This is a genomic window from Shewanella livingstonensis, assembly GCF_003855395.1.
In the GTDB taxonomy this organism is placed as follows: Bacteria; Pseudomonadota; Gammaproteobacteria; order Enterobacterales; family Shewanellaceae; genus Shewanella; species Shewanella livingstonensis.
This window is the reverse complement of the sequence record NZ_CP034015.1, coordinates 1,772,547-1,789,012: the sequence shown is the minus strand read 5'-3', so window position 1 is coordinate 1,789,012 and position 16,466 is coordinate 1,772,547. Positions and strand designations below refer to the sequence as shown.

The 16,466-nt window shown below is 41.4% G+C and carries 17 protein-coding genes; all 17 read right to left on the bottom strand.

What is annotated here, in order from left to right:
• Window position 1: 1 nt before the first annotated feature.
• Window positions 2–2,218: a chemotaxis protein CheA gene (locus tag EGC82_RS07775; RefSeq protein ID WP_124730257.1), complete on the bottom strand. Its 2,217-nt coding sequence runs from the start codon at window positions 2,216–2,218 to the stop codon at window positions 2–4.
• Window positions 2,219–2,233: 15 nt separating this feature from the next.
• Entirely contained in the window at window positions 2,234–2,971 is a 738-nt protein-coding gene (locus tag EGC82_RS07770) for a protein phosphatase CheZ (RefSeq protein ID WP_124730256.1), read from the bottom strand.
• Between the two features lie 13 nt (window positions 2,972–2,984).
• Window positions 2,985–3,368: a chemotaxis response regulator CheY gene (cheY, locus tag EGC82_RS07765; protein ID WP_011919599.1), complete on the bottom strand. Its 384-nt coding sequence runs from the start codon at window positions 3,366–3,368 to the stop codon at window positions 2,985–2,987.
• Between the two features lie 43 nt (window positions 3,369–3,411).
• Complete coding sequence (locus EGC82_RS07760) at window positions 3,412–4,131, bottom strand: RNA polymerase sigma factor FliA (protein ID WP_124730255.1); 720 nt, start codon at window positions 4,129–4,131, stop codon at window positions 3,412–3,414.
• Window positions 4,124–5,005: a MinD/ParA family protein gene (locus EGC82_RS07755; protein WP_124732590.1), complete on the bottom strand. Its 882-nt coding sequence runs from the start codon at window positions 5,003–5,005 to the stop codon at window positions 4,124–4,126. The genes EGC82_RS07760 and EGC82_RS07755 overlap by 8 nt, the downstream gene beginning before the upstream one ends.
• Before the next feature lie 4 nt (window positions 5,006–5,009).
• Window positions 5,010–6,395, bottom strand: coding sequence for a flagellar biosynthesis GTPase FlhF (gene flhF, locus EGC82_RS07750; RefSeq protein WP_124730254.1), 1,386 nt, complete (start codon window positions 6,393–6,395; stop codon window positions 5,010–5,012).
• 29 nt (window positions 6,396–6,424) lie between these two features.
• The gene (gene flhA, locus EGC82_RS07745) at window positions 6,425–8,524 is read right to left on the bottom strand and encodes a flagellar biosynthesis protein FlhA (RefSeq protein ID WP_124730253.1); all 2,100 of its coding nucleotides are present in this window, start codon (window positions 8,522–8,524) and stop codon (window positions 6,425–6,427) included.
• Between the two features lie 116 nt (window positions 8,525–8,640).
• Window positions 8,641–9,774 (bottom strand): flagellar biosynthesis protein FlhB, encoded by a 1,134-nt coding sequence (gene flhB, locus EGC82_RS07740; protein ID WP_124730252.1) that lies wholly within the window; start codon window positions 9,772–9,774, stop codon window positions 8,641–8,643.
• Window positions 9,775–9,783: 9 nt separating this feature from the next.
• The gene (gene fliR, locus EGC82_RS07735) at window positions 9,784–10,587 is read right to left on the bottom strand and encodes a flagellar biosynthetic protein FliR (protein ID WP_124730251.1); all 804 of its coding nucleotides are present in this window, start codon (window positions 10,585–10,587) and stop codon (window positions 9,784–9,786) included.
• 3 nt (window positions 10,588–10,590) lie between these two features.
• The gene (gene fliQ, locus EGC82_RS07730) at window positions 10,591–10,860 is read right to left on the bottom strand and encodes a flagellar biosynthesis protein FliQ (RefSeq protein WP_124016935.1); all 270 of its coding nucleotides are present in this window, start codon (window positions 10,858–10,860) and stop codon (window positions 10,591–10,593) included.
• 12 nt (window positions 10,861–10,872) lie between these two features.
• Window positions 10,873–11,601, bottom strand: a complete 729-nt coding sequence (fliP, locus tag EGC82_RS07725; RefSeq protein WP_164839202.1) for a flagellar type III secretion system pore protein FliP — start codon at window positions 11,599–11,601, stop codon at window positions 10,873–10,875.
• Between the two features lie 32 nt (window positions 11,602–11,633).
• Window positions 11,634–12,014: a flagellar biosynthetic protein FliO gene (fliO, locus tag EGC82_RS07720; RefSeq protein WP_415837563.1), complete on the bottom strand. Its 381-nt coding sequence runs from the start codon at window positions 12,012–12,014 to the stop codon at window positions 11,634–11,636.
• Window positions 12,015–12,129: 115 nt separating this feature from the next.
• Window positions 12,130–12,513, bottom strand: coding sequence for a flagellar motor switch protein FliN (gene fliN / locus EGC82_RS07715; RefSeq protein WP_124730248.1), 384 nt, complete (start codon window positions 12,511–12,513; stop codon window positions 12,130–12,132).
• A gap of 10 nt (window positions 12,514–12,523) precedes the next feature.
• Window positions 12,524–13,552, bottom strand: coding sequence for a flagellar motor switch protein FliM (gene fliM / locus EGC82_RS07710; RefSeq protein ID WP_124730247.1), 1,029 nt, complete (start codon window positions 13,550–13,552; stop codon window positions 12,524–12,526).
• A gap of 29 nt (window positions 13,553–13,581) precedes the next feature.
• Complete coding sequence (gene fliL / locus EGC82_RS07705; RefSeq protein ID WP_124730246.1) at window positions 13,582–14,103, bottom strand: flagellar basal body-associated protein FliL; 522 nt, start codon at window positions 14,101–14,103, stop codon at window positions 13,582–13,584.
• 93 nt (window positions 14,104–14,196) lie between these two features.
• Complete coding sequence (locus EGC82_RS07700; RefSeq protein ID WP_244212554.1) at window positions 14,197–15,714, bottom strand: flagellar hook-length control protein FliK; 1,518 nt, start codon at window positions 15,712–15,714, stop codon at window positions 14,197–14,199.
• A 301-nt stretch (window positions 15,715–16,015) separates the two neighbouring features.
• Window positions 16,016–16,462, bottom strand: a complete 447-nt coding sequence (gene fliJ, locus EGC82_RS07695; protein ID WP_124730245.1) for a flagellar export protein FliJ — start codon at window positions 16,460–16,462, stop codon at window positions 16,016–16,018.
• Window positions 16,463–16,466: the final 4 nt, after the last annotated feature.

Genomic DNA, 16,466 nt, shown 5'->3' with positions numbered 1-16,466 from the left:
ATTATTTTTTACTTTTTGCGTAATGTTTTAGTAGTCCAGGCACATCTAAAATGAGTGCAATGCCACCATCTGATGTAATTGTCGCACCCGCCATGCCTGGTGTACCTTGTAGCATACTACCGAGAGGTTTAATGACCACTTCTTCTTGGCCAATTAGTGCATCAACAACAAAACCAATTTGCATGGTACCAAGCTGAACAATAACCACATGACCATGTTTCTTATCACCATGTTTAAATGTTGTTTTTTTGCTATGTAGCCAATGCTCTAGATAAAATAATGGTACAGCTTTGTTACGGAAAATAACCGTCAACTGACCATCAACAATATTTGTTTTTGTTAAATCTAAATTAAAAATTTCATTCACACTTGATAACGGTAGTGCGAAAACTTGGTTAGACACATCAACCATTAATGTTGGCATGATCGCCAAGGTTAATGGCACTTTAATTTCAAGTACCGTGCCCTTACCTTTCATTGAATCAATATAAACAGTACCGTTTAGTTGGTTGATACGGGTTTTCACCACATCCATACCGACACCACGACCTGAAATATCTGAAATTTCAACTTTGGTTGAAAAACCAGGAGCAAAAATTAGGTTGTAAGCTTCGTTATCGGTCATTCTCGAGGCGGCATCTTCATCTAAAACACCGCGACTTATGGCAATTTGTTTTAGCTTCTCGGGATCCATTCCTGCGCCATCATCCTCAATTTTAAGCAGGATGTGATCGCCCTCTTGGCTAGCCGATAAGGTAATGGTACCCGTCCGAGATTTACCACTCGCTTCACGAGTAATCGGCATTTCAATACCGTGATCGACTGAGTTTCGCACCAAGTGAACTAAAGGATCGGCTAACGCCTCAACTAAATTTTTATCAAGATCGGTATCTTCACCAATCATGATTAAATCAATTTCTTTATTCAAGGTTCGAGCTAAATCACGAACAACTCTTGGGAAGCGACCAAACACTTTCTTAATAGGTTGCATGCGGGTTTTCATCACCGCACCTTGTAGATCAGCTGTCACTAAATCGAGGTTTGCAAGAGCCTTGGACATTTCTTCATCTTCACGAGATATGCCTAAACTAACAAGTCGGTTACGAACCAATACCAACTCACCTACCATGTTCATGATTTGGTCTAAACGAGCAGTATCAACGCGAACAGTTGTCTCACCTTGCGGAACAGAAGCTGCTTTAACAGGAGCTTTATCTTTTATAGGTTCAATCTTCGGAGCAACTGCCGGTACAGATGGTACAACCGGTTTAGCAACTGGAACTGGTGGCTTGACTGCCTGGGGAGGTAATACTGCTTTATTCGCTTCAACGGCGACAGGAGCTGATGTCGCTTTAACTGCTGGTGCAGTGCCTTTACCGTGTAATTCATCTAAAAGGCGTTCAAATTCATCATCAGTAATTTCATCAGAATCAACTAGTGGCTCAACAATAGGAGAACTAGCCGGTTTAGCTGCAACAACCGGTTCTGATTTAGCTTTGAACGAACCTGAACCGTGTAATTCATCTAATAATGCTTCAAACTCATCATCAGTAATTTCGCCGCTACTTTTTATTGACGTTGCTGGTTTTGAACCAATATTGTCTTTTTTGGCTTCAGAAGGTTTATTCGATGCAACTGGACTTTTACCCGTGCCATGTAAAGCATCAAGTAAAGCTTCAAATTCTAACTCATCAATTTCATCAATACTGCTAGAACCGGAAATTGCCGCAGATGGAGTGCTAATATCTTCAATGACTTCAGGCTCGTTAAACTCAACAATATTTTCTATAGGTTCTGATTCTCCCGCCGTCATTTCTGAAGGTAATGGAGCTCCTGAACTTAACAATTTAAGTTTAGCAAGTAACGTTGAATCTGCAGGGTCTTGTTGCTGTCCCTGTTGAGTTTGAGCGAACATGGTATTAATGGCATCGACCGCTTGCAAAATAATATCCATTAACTCTGCATTTACGCCGCGCTTACCGGTGCGTAATAGGTCGAACGTATTTTCTGCTTCGTGACAAACGTCAACCATTGGCTTTAGGCTTAAAAAACCAGCCCCACCTTTAACGGTATGGAATCCACGGAAAATAGCATTAAGTAAATCACTGTCATCAGGATTATTTTCAAGAGCAACAAGCTGCTCCTGTAGAAGCTCTAAAATCTCACCAGCTTCAATTAAAAAGTCCTGGAGTATCTCTTCATCAACATCAAAGGACATTAAATTGACTCCTAGTTAGAAACCCAGACTTGATAGCAGATCGTCTACTTCATCTTGACCTGTCACCACATCTTCACGCAGCTCAGCATGCATGATGGGACCTTCTGCTTCTATTTTATTATCGTTTATAGTTGGTAATGATTCAGTAGTATGATCACCAAATACCGTTAACATTGAGACCAAATTATTTTCAACTTCACGAACTAAATCAATCACTCGACGGATCATTTGACCAGTTAAATCTTGGAAGTCTTGTGCCATCAAAATTTCGTTTAACAGCTCGCGAAGACGATTAGAATCATTCTCGCTGTGTAACATAAACTGCTGAACATCGTGACAAAGCGATTTAAATTCACCTAATTCGATATCGCGACGCATCAATTTGTCCCACATGGGGGTCATTGATTGTATATTGCTAATGATGGTATCGGCCAAAGGTAGACATTCTTCAACTGCATCCATAGTTTTATTTGCAGCTTGCTCTGTCATATCGATAACATAGTTCAATCTTTCTTTAGCATCAGGTATTTCGGTATTAGCTAATTCAGATAAGCGGTTATCAACTTGAAAATCTTTTAGTGCACTATGGAGTTGTCGAGTTAATTTACCGACTTCTTCAAAAAGCTCGCGCTGCAAAGGCGTTGCAAGCTCTCTGATAACATCATCAGCTTTATCTTGCTGACCTAAAGTAAGCAATTCAACAAGTTCCTGGGCCTGCTCGAGGGAGATTAACCCCGATATTGATGCCTGCATGACTTATCCTTGCTTATGCTAGTCGTTCAAAGATTTTATCTAGCTTTTCTTTTAACGTAGCGGCTGTGAAAGGTTTTACCACATAACCATTTACACCAGCTTGCGCTGCAGCAATAATCTGTTCACGCTTAGCCTCTGCGGTTACCATCAATACAGGTAAATGCTTTAATGAGTCATCAGCACGAATTGCTCTAAGCAAATCAATACCTTGCATTCCTGGCATGTTCCAGTCTGTTACTACAAAATCAAAATCGCCTTTTTGCAACATAGGTAGGGCTGTTGAGCCATCATCTGCTTCTTGGGTATTATTAAATCCCAAATCTCGCAACAAGTTCTTAATGATACGCCTCATTGTTGAAAAATCGTCAACAATAAGAATCTTCATATTCTTGTCCAAGGTTTCCTCCGGTGAGCTGACACTCGTTTGCTCTAATTAGTTATTATTCTTGTGTCCAATGCTTGAGTTTCGCTTTTAATCTGAGCATTGCCTGACTTAATATCTGGCTAACTCGCGATTCACTAACTTCAAGGATGGCACCGATTTCTTTTAAATTTAGCGCCTCATCGTAATATAACGACAACACTAGCGCATCTCTTTCTGGCAATGTCTTAATTGCTTCAACCAATGCAGATTGGAATTGAATTTCAGCAAGTGAGTCAAAGGCCTCATCTGGTGTTTCATTATCTGTGATTAACACATCTTGCGAAACACCAAGATCTTCTATGCCTATGATTTTACCCACAGAAACATCATTTAATATATGATGGTACTCATCGAGTGACATATCAAGCTTTTCAGCAATTTCTGTATCATTAGCATCACGCCCAAATTGCTGCCCTAATTCATCAATCACTTGTGCGACACGACGATTATTGCGATGAACAGAACGAGGAACCCAATCACCACGTCGAATTTCGTCGATCATAGCACCACGGATCCTAATACCAGCAAAGGTTTCAAACTTAGCCCCTTTGCTGTTATCAAATTTAGATGAAGCCTCAAGTAACCCCATCATTCCAGCTTGTAATAAATCATCAAGTTGCACCGATGCAGGTAATCTTGCCAGCATATGATGAGCAATTCTTTTTACCAACGGTGCATACTGTTCAACAATAGACGTTTTGTTATCGAATTGAGTATACGCTGCGGCTTTATTCACCCGTTCTTCCTTCTTGTATCGGCTTACGTTGTACAAGACGTTCAACAAAGAACTCTAAATGACCGCCTGGTTGTTGTGGAACCGGCCAAGTCATAATTTTATTGGCTAATCCATGGAAAGCAATAGCAGAAGGTGATTTAGGAAACGCCTCAACAACTAGCTTTTGCTTACGAACAGCTTTACGTAAATTCTCATCAAACGGTATTGTTGCCACTAGTTCTAAAGCAACATCTAGAAATCTATCCGTCACTTTACTGAGTTTAGCAAATAATTCCATACCTTCTCGTAAACTACGCACCATATTTGCCACAATTTTGAAGTGGAACACGCCATGCTCACGACTTAGGATTTTAATCAATGCATAAGCATCGGTAATCGATGTCGGTTCATCGCATACAACAATTAATACATCTTGTGATGCACGAGAAAAACTCAGCACCATGTCAGATATACCGGCAGCAGTATCGACAATTAAAATATCGAACTGAGTACGCATTTCACTGAATGCACGTATTAACCCTGCATGCTGTGCTGGCGACAACTCAACCATCGCTTGCGAACCTGATGTCGCTGGAACAATGCCAATACCTTTAGGTCCGCGTACTATGATGTCATCTAATTCGGCATCTCCGGACAAAACATGAGATAAATTTTTCTCAGCACGGATCCCGAGCATGACATCGACGTTGGCTAAACCTAAATCAGCATCAAGTACTAATACACGTTTGCCTTTTTCAGCTAATGCAACGGCAGTATTAATTGACACACTCGTTTTACCCACTCCGCCTTTACCACCGGATACGGCAATGACTTTAACTTTATCGTTATTTGGTTGATTCATCATACGTAAACCACTTGCTTGATCCCGAGTCATATCTTTACTCAAATGCATAGGCTGTGTCATTAGACCACACTGTGTCTTGTGACGATTGTTGTTCTGTTTCATTTAACGCCGAGAGTGCCTGCTTAGCCAACTCTAGCGTATCAGCCACTTTCATGTCCTCAGGAACACGTTGGCCGTCAGTAACATAACTTAATGGTAACTCATTTTGAATCAATACGCTCAATGCACCTGCAATTGATATTGATTCATCTAACTTTGTTAAAATTGCACCTGATAATGGAATGCGTTTAAAGTGTTCTACAGCATCTTGTAATACGCGACGTTGGCCGGTCGCAGATAAGACTAAGTAACTCCGAATAGGGATCCTACTATTTGCTGTTAAATTATCAAGTTGCTGATATAGACGCATATCACGTTGTCCCATACCCGCGGTATCAATTAATACTAACTTACGATTTCTAAATTGATAGAGAATTTGTTCTAATTCGGTTAAATCATGTGCTTGCTTGACCGGACAACCCATTATTTTACCGTAAGTGGCTAATTGCTCATAGGCACCAATACGGTAATGATCTGTGGTAATCAAAGCGACCTGCTCTGGGCCGTGATGGGCAGCAAATCGGGCGGCAATTTTGGCTAAAGACGTTGTTTTACCTACACCAGTAGGTCCCACAAATGCCACAACACCACCACGTTTAACAATATCATCACCTTGATTGTCAAGTAAGTTAGCTAAACTTTGCGGTAATGCACGCACCAAATCTGCAGGCGTATAGTGCTGGCTTAATCCAGCCAGTTTAGCAGCTACTACCGGAGAAAACTCTGCCGCAATCAATTTACTTTCAAGCATTGCACCAACAGGATCGGTACGTTTTTTCTGGTCCTTCATCAAAGATGATACTTGATGAGTCAATAAGCTTCGTAGTGAAGCCATCTCTTCACGCAATGCATCCATATCGGCAGATTGGTTTTTATTAGTTTTTTTAGCTTGTTCAGGAGCCATTTGCGATTGAGAAGTTGATGCTGGTTTGGCCGATTTAGCACCTTGTAATTGGCGCGCCCATTCTGGTAACTCAGGTTCGTCTTGACGCACAGACATTTGTTGCTTCATGCGGTTATGTTGCTTTTCAAGCAATGCCTGTAAAGAATCAGCCGCCGGAGGTGGATTAACCTTAGATTGGACTTTCATCGCAGGCTTGGTACCCAGTGAGACTTGGTCGTCACTGACATCCATAAAACTGGTCGTTGGTGCTTGTGATGCAATAGCGGCTTTAGGCTCGTCATAATCCACAGCAGCAACAATTTCAATTCCGCCGGTGACTTTTTTATTTGACATAATGACAGCGTCAGAACCTAAGGTTTCTTTTACCTGAGCCAATGCCGCGCGCATATCTTTGGCAAAAAATCGTTTAATTTTCACTTACGCACCTCTATAAACTGACGTTATCACTATTGGCCCACAGCAGAAACAATTCTAATCTGTTTCTCGTCTGGTATTTCTTGATAAGAAATCACTCGTAAATTTGGAATAGTGTATTTAACAAATCGTGACAGCGTTGACCTTAGCATACCAGATGTCAATAAAATGGCTGGTTGCCCTACCATTTCTTGCTTCTGTGCAGCGTCCAATAAAGACTGCTGCATACGTTCTGCAAGGCCCGGTTCAATATTAGGTCCTTCGCCGCCGGTAGCCTGCATAGACTTATGCAACATCTGTTCCAACTCTGGCGCCAATGTAATGACAGGGATTTCAAGTTCTGGACCCGAGATTTCTTGTACTATCATGCGTTTTAGCGCTATACGCACTGCTGCAGTTAATACTTCAGTGTCATTACTCTTGGTACCATATTCTAACAATGTCTGCACTATGGTGCGTAGATCACGAACTGAAACACCTTCGTTGAGTAAGTTTTGCATCACTTTAACGACCGTTCCTAGCTGCATCACATCAGGTACAAAACCATCAACTAATTTAGGCGAGTTCTTGGCAAGCATATCAATTAACTGCTGCACTTCTTCATAACCTAATAGTTTTGCCGCATTATTAGTAAGTAACTGGCTTATGTGAGTGGCTACAACCGTTGCGGTATCGACGACGGTATAGCCTAATGTTTGTGCATGTTCACGTTGCTCTGGCGCTATCCAAACCGCTTCTAAACCAAAAGCGGGATCACGAGTTTCAATACCATCAAGTTTACCGTAAACTTGGCCAGGGTTAATCGCTAACTCACAGTCATGCCTCACTTCAGCCTCGCCTACCACTACTCCCATCAAGGAAATACGATACGCATTAGGTGATAAGTCTAGATTGTCACGAATATGCACCGCTGGCACTAAAAAACCTAACTCTTGGGATAACTTTTTACGCACACCCTTGATTCGGCCTAATAACTCACCACCTTGAGACTTATCAACCAATGGAATTAAGCGATAACCCACTTCAAGACCAATCGTATCAACATGACGCACATCGTCCCAGCTTAAATCTTTAGGTTCTTTATCTTTAGTTTCTACTGGCCCTTTAGTTGCCAATGTCAGTGCAGTTTGTTTTTTATCAACATTACGCTTGTAGATAAAATACGCGGCACCAGCAGTAATAAAGGCAAAGGTCAAAAATGCCACATGAGGCATTCCAGGCACAATACCCATGATAAAGAGTAACCCAGCTGCAATGGCTAATGATTTATGACTGTCAAACATCTGACTAAACATCATTTGACCCATATCGCCAGACTCATTTTGACGAGTGACCATTAAGGCCGCAGCAATAGACAACAACAAACCGGGAATTTGCGCTACCAAACCATCACCGATGGTCAGTAAGGTATAAATTTCAACTGCACTAGAAAAGTCTAATCCATGCTGGATCATCCCAATCACAAATCCACCAATCATATTGATGACTAAGATCATGATCCCTGCAATGGCATCACCTTTAACAAACTTTGAAGCACCATCCATCGCACCGTAGAAATCGGCCTCACGAGTCACTTCAGCACGGCGGATCCGCGCCTGATCTTGGGTTAATGTGCCAGCATTTAAATCAGCATCAATGGCCATTTGCTTACCCGGCATAGCATCCAAAGTAAAACGAGCACTCACCTCAGCAATACGCCCTGCACCTTTAGTTACCACAGCAAAGTTAATAATAATCAAAATAATGAACACGACTAAACCAACAGCATAATTGCCGCCAATGACCACAGAACCAAAGGCCTCAATCACTTTACCCGCAGCGGCACCACCATTATGACCTTCAAGCAGTACAATACGGGTAGAGGCGACGTTTAGCGCGAGTCTGAGCAGCGTTGCGATTAATAATACGGTAGGAAAAGCGGCGAAATCGAGTGGTCTGTCAGCATAAATAGCAACTAAAAGCACCACTAAAGCCAACGCAATATTGAATGAAAACAGAATATCTAGCAAAAAAGCAGGAATGGGTAAAACCACCATACCTAACGCAGCAAGTACTAATAAAGGCGTTCCGATCCCTTTAAAAGTAGATACTTTTATTTGTTTCATTTGGCCAAAAGCTGCTTTTGCATCCATATTAAGATGAACCCTTTATGTCAGATCACGGCGTCAATGGACTGTTATTTGACGCGAACAAACATACAAAGCAAAAATTAAGCCATAAATATTATTTATCTAAGATAGACTATTTTTTAATGCTTTAAATCATCTGGTATGGGTTGTTTCAGCGGGATAGGTTTTGGCCTACGACCTTTACCTTTTTGATATTGCCTAAGTTGGAATACGTAAGCCAATACCTGCGCAACAGCAGTAAATAGACCTTCTGGCACTTGTTGATCAATCTTAGTGGTATGGTAAATAGCACGAGCCAATGGCGGGGCCGACACAATAGCAACGTTATGTTCCCGAGCAATTTCACGTATTCTAAAGGCAACATCATCGACACCTTTAGCAATTAAATAAGGAGCAGATGAGCGACTAACATCGTATTTAACTGCCACAGCATAATGCTCTGGGTTAACCACAATAACATCCGCATTAGGTACTTCGGTCATCATGCGCCGTTGTGCCATCTCCTGCTGCATTTGTCTTATCCGGCCTTTAACTTCAGGTTTACCTTCAGTGTCTTTATATTCGTCTTTGACTTCCTGCTTAGTCATTTTAAGTTGTTTATTGTGATTCCAAATTTGAAATGGCACATCAATAATCACAATCAATAACATCGAGCTGCAGAGTAAAATAAACATCCAAACGAGCAAATCTAAAGCATGGTAAACATTACCAGGAAGATGATCGCTAGAGAGGGTCAAAATATCATAGAAGTAAAAACTAAGCAGAAAATACGCCGACAATGCTACCACTGAAAACTTGGCTATGCCTTTTGTTAACTCAACTAATGCCTGGGTGCCAAACATGCGTTTAAAGCCGTTCATCGGGTTCATTTTACTGCCTTTAGGCATAAACGCTTTGACAGAAAAAGATATGCCACCCAACACAATGTTACCCAGAAAAGACACAAATGCTAGCAAAGCAATAAAGCTAATTAACGGCCAGGCAAGCTCATCCCCCACCACTCCCCATACCCGAAACATGGAATTAGTATCAAAAATTTGATCTCGCTCCATCGAGAAAATTTGCTTCATAATATTATAGAGGCTTTTGGCAATTGCCGGTCCTGTCATCGAAAACCCAACCGACGCAGCAAGCAGTACCGCTGCCGTGCCTAGCTCTTTAGAGCGAGCGACTTGACCTTTTTCTCGAGATTGCTCAAGTCGTTTGGATGTGGGGTCTTCTGTGCGTTCTTGACCGCTGTCACTTTCTGCCATACATGCCCCTTAGAATACTACTGAGCCATCAAGCTGACATTGAAGTTGCAGAACATCACACATAAGTAACTGCGCAGCCATCCACACTTCATCAAAATGGGCCATGATAGGTGCTAATGTTAACCACAAAATCAACAAACCACTGACCATTGTGACCGGAAAACCAATAGAGAAAATATTCAGTTGAGGCGAGGCGCGAGTCATCACACCAAAGGACAAATTGATTAATAACAACGCAACAATAGCCGAAATTGACATCGTTAATGCAGAACCAAACATGAAGCTGCCCCAATCAGCAAGGGCCCGGTAATTGGCAATTGAAATGCCTTGATTTGAAATAGGAATGGTTTCAAAACTGGCCACCAGCATCCGCAACATGAGTAAATGACCATCTACAGCCAAAAAGATTAACGTGGCTAATAATAGAAAAAAGTTACTCACTACTGGTGTTTGCTCACCAGAGCCAGGGTCGACCATAGAGGCAAAACCTAAACTGGTTTGCATACCAATAATTTGCCCAGTTAGCACAAAGGTTTGCATCACCATTAGGGTCACAAACCCCATAGTGACGCCAATTAAGATTTGCTGAGCAATCACAAAAACTGAGCTTAATGCCATTAACTCGACATTTTCAATCGGAGGTAAAATAGGCGCAACTGCCATTGTTATCGCCACGGATAACATCAGCCGAACTCGAGCGGGAGTAGTATTAGCGCCAAATACCACCATCACCATAAGCATGGAAGAGATACGAAAGAATGGCAAAAGATAAGCAGCAATTGTTTGACTGATTTCATCAAACAAAATATCCATGACTTAACCTATAACCTGTGGAATGAGATTAACCATCTCGTAGAAGAAATCCATCATGGTTTGTACTAGCCAATGGCCTAAAAACATCAACGCAAATAACGTCACAAGTAAACGTGGTAAAAAACTTAAGGTTTGCTCATTAATTGAGGTAGCAGCCTGAAATACCGCGACAATTAAACCAATGAACAAGCCGGGTAAAATAATCGCTGACACAATCAGTACGATAACTGACAATGCTTCTCGAAAAATATCAATGAGCGATTCTGGAGACATAAATACGTGGCCTTATATTCCGAAACTATTCGCTAACGTGCCCATGACTAAGCCCCAACCATCAACCAGTACAAACAACATGATTTTAAAGGGCAGTGACACAATCATCGGTGACAACATCATCATACCCATAGCCATTAAAATACTGGCGACCACTAAATCCAGTACTAAAAAAGGTACAAATAACATAAAGCCAATTTGGAAAGCGGTTTTCAATTCACTGGTAATAAATGCAGGTATTACCACACTCATAGGCGTTTGTTCTGGCGATTGAATATCTTTATAGCCGGAAATTTCAATGAATGTTTGTAAGTCGGTGGTTCTAACTTGCGACAACATAAATGTTTTAATGGGCTCTTTGCCAACATCATAAGCTTGCGTTAACGTCATGGTTTCATTGATATAAGGCTCGACAGCTTCAGCATAAATTTTGTCAAAAACCGGCGCCATAATAAAAAATGTCATAAACAAACTGATGCCAATCAGTACCTGATTAGAAGGTGTTTGTTGTAAGCCTAACGCTTGTCTTAATATCGATAACACCACAATGATGCGAGTAAACGAAGTAAGCATAATAACCATAGCAGGGATAAAGCTCATTGCTGTCATCAGCAATAAGATTTGCATAGTTACCGAATATTCAGTGGTTCCGTCTGCAGCAGTTGTAACCGTTAAGGCGGGTAACACCCCATCTTGAGCCAGTGCTAAAGGGGATATTACCATGGCAATTATCGCCACCATTGCCAATATCAATACAGTAGTGCACTTATTCATTATTGCTGTTCCTTAGCGAGTTTTAGGCGACTAGCAAACGAAGATACGGGAACATCAACGGGAGTGGCTAATTTATCAATGAGATTTATTTGTTGCGAAGTAACACCTAGAAGATATTGCTGACCATTAACCTCCACCAGTACCACTTTTTCACGTTGGCCGATGGAAGTCACTGCAATCGTTTTAATCACACCGCCACTTGATGGCACTAACTTAAGGCGTTTTACAATATAAGCTAACAAAAAAATAAGCGCTAATACGACAATTAATCCACCAACCATGTTGGCCAAAGTTGCCACATTAGACACTTCAACAGGGTGAGCAGAGGTATTTTTAGCTAGAGTGCTAGACACTTCAGGGACGCTTAACGCCTCACTCATAATGCTCAGCATTAGTATTATATTCGCCACTGCTATTCCTTGTTAGTGCAACCAATCAAGCAAACTTCAGCACGTGCTAATATTTGCTATATTATTGTTTATAATACAATTTAAATTATTTAAGCTTTTTAATTCGCTCTGTTTGACTAATGACATCTGTCAAACGAATACCAAATTTGTCATTGACTACCACAACTTCACCATGAGCAATCAAGGTGCCATTAACCATAACATCCAAAGGTTCACCCGCAACACGATCAAGCTCGACGACCGAGCCTTGATTCAACTGAAGTAGATTACGGATACTGATAAAACTGCGTCCCACTTCCATAGAAATAGTGACCGGAATATCTAAAATACCATCTAACTTAGCCGCTTCTTCTTTAGTAATCGGCCTAGAGTCATCAACTAACTCATCAAGTTCAACATGTTCCGCTTCATCTAAAGCCTGCTCAGCCATGGCTGCAGCCCAGTCATCACCTGTATCTTCTGTGCTCATTTACTTCACCTTATAACTCTGAAATATCACGCGACTTGCCTTTGCGAGTCACTAATTGCAGCTCTGTTTTAACTGTTTCTGGCCGCGGGATTTTTTCACTAATTTTTAACGCTAAATTATCACGTGATTTACCCATTTTACAACGATAAGTCGGTAAGCCTTCAATACGCATCATAATATGTTCAGGTAAATCAATAGGAATAATATCGCCCGCTTTAAAGCCCATTACATCACGTAATGTCACTTCATGCTCAACAACATTGACATCAAAACCGACCTGCACATCCATAATTTCATCACGTAATGCTTGCGACCAGCGCATATCGGTATCTTGTTTATCACTTTGAACACCGGCATCGAGTAACTCACGGATGGGTTCTATCATTGAATACGGCATAGTGATATGGAAATCACCGCCACCACCATCAACTTCAATATGGAACGAATTAATGACCACAACTTCTGTTGGACTAACAATATTCGCCATTGCCGGATTCACTTCAGAGTCGAGATACTCAAACTCCACATCCATTACTGGTGACCATGCTTCTTTGTAATCTTCAAAAATAATTTTAAGCAATAACTGTACAATGCGGCGTTCTGTTGGGGTAAATTCACGGCCTTCAATTTTGGCATGAAAACGGCCATCACCACCAAAGAAATTATCCACCAGAATAAAGACTAAACGGGCTTCCATGGTAATTAACGCCGTACCCTTAAGAGGACTAAAACGCACCATATTTAAACTGGTTGGCACAAATAAAGTATGCACATACTCGCCAAACTTAAGCATTTGCACGCCATTAATCGACACTTCAGCAGCACGACGCATCATGTTAAACATACTGATGCGTAAATGCCGAGCAAATCGTTCATTAACGATTTCAAGCGTAGGCATACGTCCACGTACAATTCGGTCTTGAGACGAGAAATCGTAAGAACGCGCATCGGCACTGTCCTCTTCAATCTCATCATCATCGACATCATCAACACCATGCAACAGCGCATCAATTTCATCTTGGCTTAATAAATCACTCACATCGTTGCCTTAGCAGTAAATGCTTTTGGTTATTGCATTACAAAGCCAGTAAACAGGACTTTTTCAACGACTTTCTTGCCTGTTATTGGTTGCAGCGTATTTTGAACATTGAGTAACGCTAGCTGACGTAGCTCATCCTTTCCGACTTGAGTACTCAACTTTTGCACATCAGCTGCACTAAAAGTTGTTAATAATGCATCCTCAATCAACGGAATATGCTTTTGTATAAGCACACTATCATCAGTGCCGCGTACCATTAACTGAACTTTTATTTCAACCAGCCTAGCGCGATCAACACCGGGTAAGTTAAATAGAAAAGGTCTTGGCATGCCAACATATTCAGCCTCAGCACTAACTATTGGCGCAGCAGCTTCAGCAGTGGCATCGCTGTTTGTTGCAGTAGGTGCAGGCTCGTCCGACCCCATAAAAAACCACAACCCACCGCCAATGAGTAGTGCCAGCACCAAACCAATAGCGCCAAATATAATCAGCTTGTTGCTTTTCTTGCCGCCTTCAGGGGTTTCATTTAACTCTAATTCTTGTTCAGCCATTATGGTTCCTAATCAACATTGTGATTAACATTAAAACGTAGCGATATAACTCGCTATTCTTCAAAAGTCACATTATTGCTATAGGTTACCTGCTTAAGCATAATAATCTATAGCTGAATGTAAACTCCTTGATGGATTTGTCATCAAGCTAACCTCTTGTGCTGAAATTTCGTCCAGCTGGCCATCTCCTGCAGCTTGATGTCCTGATTGTTCTTGCTGTTGTTCACTACCGCCACCACCTTGAGACACATGACTATCGGTCAGTTGTAACCCTTCTTGAGCAAGCATATCGCGTAATCGTGGCATGGCCTGTTCTACAATATCGCGGGTCTGCGAATGAGCAACATGAAACTGCACCTGAGTTTGATCGCCTTGGATTTGAATTTTAACCGTTAAATGACCGAGCTCTGGCGGATCAAGACGAATTTCAGCTTGTTGGATACCATTACTGACCATGGTTATTAACTGTTGTTTCATTACCGGAGAAAAACGCTGGATCATCTCTTGCATTTGAGCGCCTGGCTCTCCTTGTGGTCTTAGCGATAACTGGAATTGCGGCACGTCACTTTTGTGTATAGGAGTAAAGCTACTCTGATTTTGTAACACCTTGGTGTCAGTGTCACTCATATCGGTCACAGTATCTAATCCAAAATTAGCCGGATTGACATTAGCTGAAGCATCTCCAGAGGCGCGTTTTGTCGCTAAGGTATCGAGTACCACAGAAAAATCAGCTTTTGCTAATACTTTGGTAGTATCGGTCTCTGATTGGATATTGCCATCAATACCCGTGCTATTACCTAAAATAGTCTTGGGATCGACAGTCATCCCTTGGGCAGAACTCACTGAAGCCGCAGAGCTAAAAGAGCGATCTACATCAGAATTAGCAGCTGCAGCATTAATATTGACGGTATTAAGATTGGCTGTATTAAGATTTGCAGTATTGGCTTGGCTTTGAATGGCCGCACTGGTAACAACTGAACCATCAATTTGGCGTTGTTCTGTACTGTTAAGTTTGCCTTCTGCAGATTCATCACTGTTAGCGACAGCAGCGGTTTGTAGAGTAAAGTCACTGAGTAACTCACTTAACGCTTGCTTATCTAGTGCTTGTAAATCTTTTACTGATAAATCAGCAAAAGCCATTAAATTGTCGAGTTCTTCAGAACTCAGCTGGGATAAAGCCTCTTTGACCGTCACAAAGTCTGCAGGCAACTCAATAACATCATTATCAACAATGCTGCGGTTTGTGGGGTCTGTTGAAAAAGTTTCGTCAACATAAACCTCAGATTGATCGATATGCGGCAATTCATTTCCGCCAGAGGAATGACGTTTATTGATAGCATCTGCCATATTCAGCTGAGCAAAAATCATTTCAGCATCGGCATTTTCGTCGCTAGATAGCTCAAGAGCATTGCTTGCCTCTATGTTTTCTGCTTCCGCATCTAACAATACAGGCACATTACTCGCGCGGTTCGTTGTAGCCAGTTCGGCTTCACTAGCTTGATTAAAAGCAGATAAGAACGATGTATTTTCAACATCTTGCATGTTCCCTTTTACACCTACATCAGCAGGTTTACCGCTATTGCCAAGTAAGATATTGCTCATCTGCTGCATAATCTGCTCCACTCAATCAAACAAGGTTAGGTAATTTATCGTCTAAAAAACAACTCTGCAATCCAACGCTATGGGTTATATGTAGGTCTATTTCACTACATACATAACATCCTCTTAAAAACCTCATAAGAAGGATTCACTGTCGCTTAGCTGACGATTTATATTTCAATGAATAATATTAAGCAATTTAAATGCCAACACGTATTGGTTGGATCCTCTTTAGATGACAACAATCAAAGGGATTAGCCAATAAGTGTGTGTGATACGATATTAGTGTTAAAGGACATTACCACTTGAAGGACTATTTAAGTTTCCGACGAATATATTGTTGCATCGCAAACTCATCTGACATTTTTTGCTCACGTTTGGCTTCTATTACCCTTGCTTTAGTGGCTTTTTGGGCTAACAACATTTCAACAGCTTTGCGTTTTTGCTGTTTTTCTTGCCAATGAACTTGACGATAACCCACTTGTTTTTCGGCATCTTTAACCGCACCAACTTGCTGAATAATAGCGCTATCCACTTGGCGGATAAACTGATGAAATTGATGATATTGGTTAGCGCGTAATGTCGTCCCAGTATGCCCTTCCATCTGTTTCATATAATCTAAGCGGTAGTTGTTTAGAGCATCGAGTTGACCTTGACGCTTTTGTCTTTCAAATTGCGCAGATTTAAGCTGTAATGCCGCTTGATCTTCAGCCGCCGTGGCTAACTTCAATACCGTTAATAAGGGGTCAGTTCGATTCATTTAG

Excerpts from the sequence above, each read along its gene's own strand:
- EGC82_RS07775 (WP_124730257.1), bottom strand. The coding sequence starts at position 2,218 with ATGTCCTTTGATGTTGATGAAGAGATACTCCAGGACTTTTTAATTGAA.
- EGC82_RS07770 (WP_124730256.1), bottom strand. The coding sequence starts at position 2,971 with ATGCAGGCATCAATATCGGGGTTAATCTCCCTCGAGCAGGCCCAGGAA.
- EGC82_RS07755 (WP_124732590.1), bottom strand. The coding sequence starts at position 5,005 with ATGACTCGGGATCAAGCAAGTGGTTTACGTATGATGAATCAACCAAAT.
- flhA (WP_124730253.1), bottom strand. The coding sequence starts at position 8,524 with ATGGATGCAAAAGCAGCTTTTGGCCAAATGAAACAAATAAAAGTATCT.
- flhB (WP_124730252.1), bottom strand. The coding sequence starts at position 9,774 with ATGGCAGAAAGTGACAGCGGTCAAGAACGCACAGAAGACCCCACATCC.
- fliR (WP_124730251.1), bottom strand. The coding sequence starts at position 10,587 with ATGGATATTTTGTTTGATGAAATCAGTCAAACAATTGCTGCTTATCTT.
- fliQ (WP_124016935.1), bottom strand. The coding sequence starts at position 10,860 with ATGTCTCCAGAATCGCTCATTGATATTTTTCGAGAAGCATTGTCAGTT.
- fliP (WP_164839202.1), bottom strand. The coding sequence starts at position 11,601 with ATGGTGGCGATAATTGCCATGGTAATATCCCCTTTAGCACTGGCTCAA.
- fliO (WP_415837563.1), bottom strand. The coding sequence starts at position 12,014 with ATGAGTGAGGCGTTAAGCGTCCCTGAAGTGTCTAGCACTCTAGCTAAA.
- fliN (WP_124730248.1), bottom strand. The coding sequence starts at position 12,513 with ATGAGCACAGAAGATACAGGTGATGACTGGGCTGCAGCCATGGCTGAG.
- fliL (WP_124730246.1), bottom strand. The coding sequence starts at position 14,103 with ATGGCTGAACAAGAATTAGAGTTAAATGAAACCCCTGAAGGCGGCAAG.
- EGC82_RS07700 (WP_244212554.1), bottom strand. The coding sequence starts at position 15,714 with ATGCAGCAGATGAGCAATATCTTACTTGGCAATAGCGGTAAACCTGCT.
- fliJ (WP_124730245.1), bottom strand. The coding sequence starts at position 16,462 with ATGAATCGAACTGACCCCTTATTAACGGTATTGAAGTTAGCCACGGCG.